This is a genomic window from Peribacillus acanthi (genome assembly GCF_003073175.1).
GTDB classification, from domain to species: Bacteria; Bacillota; Bacilli; order Bacillales; family DSM-1321; genus Bacillus_BN; species Bacillus_BN acanthi.
The window spans coordinates 21693-28130 of sequence record NZ_QBBX01000020.1 but is presented as its reverse complement, the minus strand read 5'-3'; the positions used below and the strand labels follow the sequence as shown (position 1 = coordinate 28130).

Sequence of the window (6438 nt, the reverse complement as noted above, 5' to 3'; positions counted from 1 at the left end):
TCACGTTGACCATGGTAAAACTACTTTAACTGCTGCAATCACTTCTGTTCTTGCAAAAGAAGGTAAAGCAGAAGCACGTGCATACGATCAAATCGACGGTGCTCCAGAAGAAAGAGAGCGTGGAATCACAATCTCTACTGCACACGTTGAGTACGAAACTGATGCTCGTCACTATGCGCACGTTGACTGCCCAGGACATGCTGACTATGTTAAAAACATGATCACTGGTGCTGCTCAAATGGACGGCGGAATCCTAGTAGTATCTGCTGCTGATGGTCCAATGCCACAAACTCGTGAGCACATTCTTCTTTCTCGTCAAGTAGGTGTTCCTTACCTAGTTGTATTCATGAACAAATGTGACATGGTTGACGACGAAGAGTTATTAGAATTAGTAGAAATGGAAATCCGTGACCTACTATCTGAGTATGACTTCCCTGGTGATGACATTCCAGTAATCAAAGGTTCTGCTCTTAAAGCTCTTGAAGGTGAAGCTGAATGGGAAGCTAAAGTTATCGAGCTTATGAATGCTGTTGACGAGTATATCCCAACTCCAGAGCGTGACAACGCTAAGCCTTTCATGATGCCAGTTGAGGATGTATTCTCAATCACAGGTCGTGGAACAGTTGCTACTGGTCGTGTTGAGCGTGGACAAATTAAAGTTGGTGAAGTTGTTGAAATCGTTGGTTTCACTGAAGAAGCAAAATCTACTACTGTAACTGGTGTAGAAATGTTCCGTAAACTTCTTGACTTCGCTGAAGCTGGAGATAACATTGGTGCTCTTCTTCGTGGTGTATCACGTGAAGATATCGAGCGTGGCCAAGTATTAGCTAAGCCAGGTTCAATCAAACAACACACTAAATTCAAAGCGGAAGTTTACGTTCTTTCTAAAGAAGAAGGTGGACGTCATACTCCATTCTTCACTAACTACCGCCCACAATTCTATTTCCGTACTTCTGACATTACAGGTATCTGTAATCTTCCAGAAGGTGTAGAAATGGTTATGCCTGGTGACAACATCGAAATGACTGTTGAACTAATCGCTCCAGTTGCTATCGAAGAAGGTACTAAATTCTCTATCCGTGAGGGTGGACGTACTGTAGGCGCTGGCGTTGTAGCATCTATCCAAGAATAATTATTTTAATAAAAAGATGTAGAGAGGACGCTCTCTACATCTTTTTTTGTTTTACTAAATGAGAGCATGTATTTCCAGTGAGATGGTGATCCAAGTAGAAACCAAGCGTAGAAATGAATTACATGTGCAACTGCACACACACTGGCGCTAAAAAGGATGACGTGTCTCAAGTTTTCAAATATAGTCAATTAAATTTGTACTAGTTTTAAAGTGGATCGTGAATGCACATATATAATAGAAGAAACATGTTATAATTGGGAAATTCTATTATTAAACAATCACTTGAATTATATACATTTGCTATGTATAATAGAAAAAGTGTGCGACATAAAGATAGTATTTATTTTCAAGTTATTTAACGTTTGTTCAAACTTTAACTTGCTATTACTTTATGTTTTATGTATAATAGACAATGTTGGTCTTTGACCGCGATGAAGTGAGAGGTTGCTGACACACCCGGCCGCTTTGCCATGGCGGTGTGTGGGAAATTTTCACGGAGAACTGTCTATTTTAAAAATAGGCGAAAAGGAGGGAAAATAATGGCAAAACAAAAAATTCGTATCCGTTTAAAAGCATATGATCACAGAATTCTTGATCAATCTGCTGAGAAAATTGTTGAAACTGCAAAACGTTCAGGTGCTGCTGTTTCTGGTCCGATTCCGTTACCAACTGAAAGATCAGTATACACAATCCTACGTGCGGTTCATAAGTACAAAGATTCTCGTGAGCAATTCGAGATGCGTACACACAAACGTCTAATCGACATCGTGAACCCAACTCCACAAACAGTTGATTCATTAATGCGTTTAGATCTGCCATCAGGCGTAGATATCGAAATTAAATTATAATTTATAAATTAAAACAAATCAGGAGGTGTGACTCATGACCAAAGGAATCTTAGGAAGAAAAATCGGTATGACGCAAGTATTTGCTGAAAACGGCGAACTAATCCCTGTAACTGTAGTTGAAGCAGCTGCTAACGTAGTACTTCAAGTTAAAACTGTTGATGTGGATGGTTACGAAGCGATCCAATTAGGTTTTGACGATAAGCGTGAAAAGCTTTCTAACAAGCCTGCTAAAGGACACGTTGCTAAAGCAAACACTGCACCTAAGCGCTTCATTCGCGAACTTCGCGGAGTAAACCTTGGCGAGTACGAGGTAGGTCAAGAAGTCAAAGTTAACATTTTTGCTGAAGGCGAAACTGTTGATGTAACAGGTGTATCAAAAGGTAAAGGATTCCAAGGTTCAATCAAGCGCCACGGCCAATCTCGCGGACCAATGTCTCATGGTTCTCGCTATCACCGTCGCCCTGGTTCAATGGGACCTGTAGCGCCTAACCGCGTATTTAAAAACAAACTTTTACCAGGTCGTATGGGCGGAGAACAAGTAACTGTTCAAAACCTTACTGTTGTAAAAGTTGACGCTGAACGCAACCTACTTTTAATTAAAGGAAACGTACCTGGTGCGAGAAAATCCTTAGTTCAAGTTAAAAGTGCGGTAAAAGCGAAATAATTTAATAGGAAAGGAGGAGCATTAGAAAATGCCAAAAGTTACATTATTTGACCAAAAAGGTTCTAATAAAGGCGAAATCGAACTTAACGAATCTATTTTTGGTATCGAACCTAATCAGCACGTTTTATTCGAAGCAATCATTATGCAAAGAGCTTCCTTACGTCAAGGAACTCATAAAGTAAAAGGTCGTTCTGAAGTAGCAGGCGGTGGACGTAAACCATGGCGTCAAAAAGGTACTGGACGTGCTCGTCAAGGATCTATCCGTTCTCCACAATGGCGTGGTGGTGGTACTGTATTCGGACCAACTCCAAGATCATACAGCTATAAATTACCTAAGAAAATGCGTCGTTTAGCTCTTAAATCTGCATTATCAGCTAAGGTAATCGAAGAAAGCCTATTGGTACTTGAAGGTTTAACTTTCGAAGCTCCAAAAACAAAAGAATTCAAAGCTGTACTTAATGGTTTATCAGTAGATACGAAAGCACTAATCGTTACTGATACTCTTGATGAGAAAGTTGCTTTATCTGCTCGTAACCTTCCTGGGGTTACTGTAGTAGACGCAGCAGGCTTAAGTGTATTAGATCTTGTTGGTCACAACAAACTAATCATGACTAAAGCTGCTGTTGAAAAAGTAGAGGAGGTGCTTGCATAATGGATGCTCGCGATATCATTAAGCGCCCCGTAATCACTGAACGTTCTTCTGACCTTATGGGTGAAAGAAAATATACGTTTGAAGTTGATGTAAGAGCTAACAAAACACAAGTTAAGGACGCTGTGCAAGAAATCTTCGGCGTTAAAGTTGAAAAAGTAAACATCATGAACTACAAAGGTAAGTATAAGCGTATGGGTCGTCATGCTGGTTATACTAACAAGCGTCGTAAAGCGATTGTTACTTTAACAACTGAAAGCAAAGAAATCGAATTTTTTGAAGCGTAATCTACTAGAGAAGGAGGGAATTACACATGGCGATTAAAAAGTACAAACCTACCACAAATGGTCGACGTAATATGACTGTTTCCGATTTCGCTGAAATCACTACTGACAAACCGGAAAAGTCATTACTTGCTCCTTTAAAAAGAAAAGGCGGCCGTAACAACCAAGGTAAGTTAACTGTTCGTCATCAAGGTGGCGGCCATAAGCGTCAATACCGTATTATCGACTTTAAGCGCGATAAAGATGGTATACCTGGACGCGTTGCCACTGTCGAATACGATCCGAATCGTTCGGCAAACATTGCACTAATTAACTATGTTGATGGTGAAAAGCGTTATATCCTAGCTCCTAAAAACCTACAAGTTGGAATGGAGATTATGTCTGGTCCTGAGGCTGACATTAAAGTAGGTAATGCACTTCCATTAGCTAACATTCCTGTGGGTACTGTTATCCACAATATCGAATTAAAACCTGGTAAAGGTGGCCAGTTAGTTCGTTCTGCTGGTACATCTGCACAATTACTTGGTAAAGAAGGACGTTACGTTCTAGTTCGTCTATCTTCTGGTGAAGTACGTATGATTCTTGCTACTTGCCGTGCATCTATTGGTCAAGTTGGTAACGAACAACACGAACTTATTAACATCGGTAAAGCTGGTCGTTCTCGTTGGTTAGGTAAGCGCCCAACTGTTCGTGGTTCTGTAATGAACCCAGTTGATCACCCACACGGTGGTGGAGAAGGACGCTCGCCAATCGGACGTAAATCTCCAATGTCACCATGGGGCAAACCAACTCTTGGTGCTAAAACTCGTAAAAAGAAAAACAAGTCCGATAAATTCATCGTACGTCGTCGTAAAAAATAACAGGGTTGAGCTACGGTTCAACAACCGAACCGTAGAACAATCACGAAGGGAGGTACACTCATGGGTCGCAGCCTAAAAAAAGGTCCATTTGTTGATGATCATTTAATGAAAAAGGTTGAGAATTTAAATGAAACTGAGAAGAAACAAGTAGTTAAAACTTGGTCTCGTCGTTCTACAATCTTCCCACAATTTATCGGTCATACTATCGCTGTATATGATGGACGTAAACACGTTCCTGTATATATTACAGAGGATATGGTAGGCCACAAGCTTGGTGAATTCGCACCAACACGCACATATAAAGGTCACGCTAGTGACGACAAGAAAACAAGACGTTAATGAGAGGAGGGCATCTCATGCAAGCTAAAGCTGTTGCTAACACAGTTCGTATTGCTCCTCGTAAAGTTCGTTTAGTTGTAGATCTAATTCGAGGCAAGCAAGTAGGTGAAGCGGTTGCTATCCTTCGTCATACTCCGAAATCTGCTTCTCCAGTAGTAGAAAAGGTATTGAAATCTGCTATGGCTAACGCAGAGCATAACTACGAAATGGATATTAACAATCTAGTAGTTACTGAAGCGTATGTTAACGAAGGACCAACTTTGAAGCGTTTCCGTCCACGTGCTATGGGTCGTGCAAGCGCAATTAATAAACGTACAAGTCATATTACAATCGTATTATCAGAGAAGAAGGAGGGGTAATCTGTGGGTCAAAAGGTGAATCCGGTCGGTTTGCGTATTGGTGTCATCCGTGATTGGGAGTCAAAGTGGTACGCAGATAAGGACTACGCAGTTCTTTTACACGAAGATCTTAAAGTTCGTGAATATATCGCGAAACGTTTAAGCGATGCTTCTGTATCTAAAGTTGAAATCGAACGTGCTGCAAATCGCATCAACGTTTCTGTACACACTGCTAAACCAGGTATGGTTATCGGTAAAGGTGGTACTGAAGTTGAAGCACTTCGTAAAGCGCTAAACCAATTAACTGGTAAACGCGTTCATATCAACATCATTGAAATTAAGAAAGCTGATCTTGACGCTAAACTTGTTGCAGAAAACGTTGCTCGTCAATTAGAAAACCGTGTTTCTTTCCGTCGTGCTCAAAAGCAAGCTATCCAACGTACTATGCGTGCTGGTGCACAAGGTATCAAAACAATGGTTTCTGGTCGTCTTGGCGGAGCAGATATCGCTCGTTCTGAACATTATAGCGAAGGTACAGTTCCACTACACACACTTCGCGCTGACATCGACTATGCTACGGCTGAAGCTGATACAACTTACGGTAAGTTAGGCGTGAAAGTTTGGATCTACCGTGGAGAAGTCCTTCCTACTAAGAAGAAATCCGAGGAAGGAGGAAAATAATATGTTATTGCCTAAACGCGTAAAATATCGTCGTGAACACCGCGGTAAAATGAGAGGCCGTGCGAAAGGTGGTACTGAAGTTCATTTTGGTGAGTTTGGTTTACAATCACTAGAAGCTTCTTGGATCACTAACCGTCAAATTGAGTCTGCTCGTATCGCTATGACACGTTACATGAAACGTGGCGGTAAAGTTTGGATTAAAATTTTCCCAAGCAAGCCTTACACTGCTAAACCTCTAGAAGTACGTATGGGATCCGGTAAAGGGGCTCCAGAAGGATGGGTAGCAGTTGTTAAACCTGGAAAAGTAATGTTTGAAATTGCAGGTGTATCTGAAGAGATCGCTCGCGAAGCATTACGTCTTGCGTCACACAAACTTCCAGTTAAGTGTAAGTTTGTAAAACGAGAAGAAATTGGTGGTGAATCAAATGAAAGCTAATGAAATTAAAGACCTAACCACTGCCGAAATTGAACAAAAAGCTAAATCATTAAAAGAAGAATTATTCAATCTTCGTTTCCAGTTAGCAACTGGACAACTTGAAAATACTGCACGTATCCGTGAAGTACGTAAATCGATCGCTCGAATGAAGACTGTTATTCGTGAAAGAGAGATCAGTGCTAACAATCGATAATAGAGGGGAGGTTT

11 protein-coding genes are annotated in these 6438 nt (G+C 40.9%); all 11 read left to right on the top strand.

Going from position 1 to position 6438, the window contains the following annotated elements:
* Window positions 1-1132 (top strand): elongation factor Tu (tuf, locus tag DBX25_RS17215; protein WP_240620376.1); only part of this gene is annotated, 1132 nt, incomplete at its 5' end.
* A 539-nt stretch (window positions 1133-1671) separates the two neighbouring features.
* Window positions 1672-1980, top strand: a complete 309-nt coding sequence (rpsJ, locus tag DBX25_RS17210; protein ID WP_019244375.1) for a 30S ribosomal protein S10 — start codon at window positions 1672-1674, stop codon at window positions 1978-1980.
* Window positions 1981-2014: 34 nt separating this feature from the next.
* Window positions 2015-2644 carry a 50S ribosomal protein L3 gene (gene rplC, locus DBX25_RS17205; protein WP_108672017.1) on the top strand — a complete coding sequence of 210 codons (630 nt, stop codon included), beginning with the start codon at window positions 2015-2017 and terminating at the stop codon, window positions 2642-2644.
* A gap of 28 nt (window positions 2645-2672) precedes the next feature.
* Window positions 2673-3296 (top strand): 50S ribosomal protein L4, encoded by a 624-nt coding sequence (gene rplD, locus DBX25_RS17200; protein ID WP_108672016.1) that lies wholly within the window; start codon window positions 2673-2675, stop codon window positions 3294-3296.
* Window positions 3296-3580 carry a 50S ribosomal protein L23 gene (rplW, locus tag DBX25_RS17195; protein WP_108672015.1) on the top strand — a complete coding sequence of 95 codons (285 nt, stop codon included), beginning with the start codon at window positions 3296-3298 and terminating at the stop codon, window positions 3578-3580. The genes rplD and rplW overlap by 1 nt, the downstream gene beginning before the upstream one ends.
* A gap of 26 nt (window positions 3581-3606) precedes the next feature.
* Window positions 3607-4437: a 50S ribosomal protein L2 gene (rplB, locus tag DBX25_RS17190; RefSeq protein ID WP_108672014.1), complete on the top strand. Its 831-nt coding sequence runs from the start codon at window positions 3607-3609 to the stop codon at window positions 4435-4437.
* Between the two features lie 60 nt (window positions 4438-4497).
* Window positions 4498-4776, top strand: a complete 279-nt coding sequence (gene rpsS / locus DBX25_RS17185) for a 30S ribosomal protein S19 (RefSeq protein ID WP_108672013.1) — start codon at window positions 4498-4500, stop codon at window positions 4774-4776.
* Between the two features lie 17 nt (window positions 4777-4793).
* A complete protein-coding gene (gene rplV, locus DBX25_RS17180) occupies window positions 4794-5135 on the top strand; it encodes a 50S ribosomal protein L22 (protein ID WP_108672012.1) in 342 nt (113 codons plus the stop codon).
* Window positions 5136-5138: 3 nt separating this feature from the next.
* Complete coding sequence (rpsC, locus tag DBX25_RS17175) at window positions 5139-5795, top strand: 30S ribosomal protein S3 (RefSeq protein WP_108672011.1); 657 nt, start codon at window positions 5139-5141, stop codon at window positions 5793-5795.
* 1 nt (window position 5796) lies between these two features.
* On the top strand, window positions 5797-6231 hold the full coding sequence (rplP, locus tag DBX25_RS17170) for a 50S ribosomal protein L16 (protein ID WP_108672010.1): 435 nt from the start codon (window positions 5797-5799) through the stop codon (window positions 6229-6231).
* Window positions 6221-6424 (top strand): 50S ribosomal protein L29, encoded by a 204-nt coding sequence (rpmC, locus tag DBX25_RS17165; protein WP_108672009.1) that lies wholly within the window; start codon window positions 6221-6223, stop codon window positions 6422-6424. Before rplP ends, rpmC begins: the two co-directional genes overlap by 11 nt.
* Window positions 6425-6438 lie beyond the last annotated feature (14 nt).

Excerpts from the sequence above, each read along its gene's own strand:
- rpsJ (WP_019244375.1), top strand. The coding sequence starts at position 1,672 with ATGGCAAAACAAAAAATTCGTATCCGTTTAAAAGCATATGATCACAGA.
- rplC (WP_108672017.1), top strand. The coding sequence starts at position 2,015 with ATGACCAAAGGAATCTTAGGAAGAAAAATCGGTATGACGCAAGTATTT.
- rplD (WP_108672016.1), top strand. The coding sequence starts at position 2,673 with ATGCCAAAAGTTACATTATTTGACCAAAAAGGTTCTAATAAAGGCGAA.
- rplW (WP_108672015.1), top strand. The coding sequence starts at position 3,296 with ATGGATGCTCGCGATATCATTAAGCGCCCCGTAATCACTGAACGTTCT.
- rplB (WP_108672014.1), top strand. The coding sequence starts at position 3,607 with ATGGCGATTAAAAAGTACAAACCTACCACAAATGGTCGACGTAATATG.
- rpsS (WP_108672013.1), top strand. The coding sequence starts at position 4,498 with ATGGGTCGCAGCCTAAAAAAAGGTCCATTTGTTGATGATCATTTAATG.
- rplV (WP_108672012.1), top strand. The coding sequence starts at position 4,794 with ATGCAAGCTAAAGCTGTTGCTAACACAGTTCGTATTGCTCCTCGTAAA.
- rplP (WP_108672010.1), top strand. The coding sequence starts at position 5,797 with ATGTTATTGCCTAAACGCGTAAAATATCGTCGTGAACACCGCGGTAAA.
- rpmC (WP_108672009.1), top strand. The coding sequence starts at position 6,221 with ATGAAAGCTAATGAAATTAAAGACCTAACCACTGCCGAAATTGAACAA.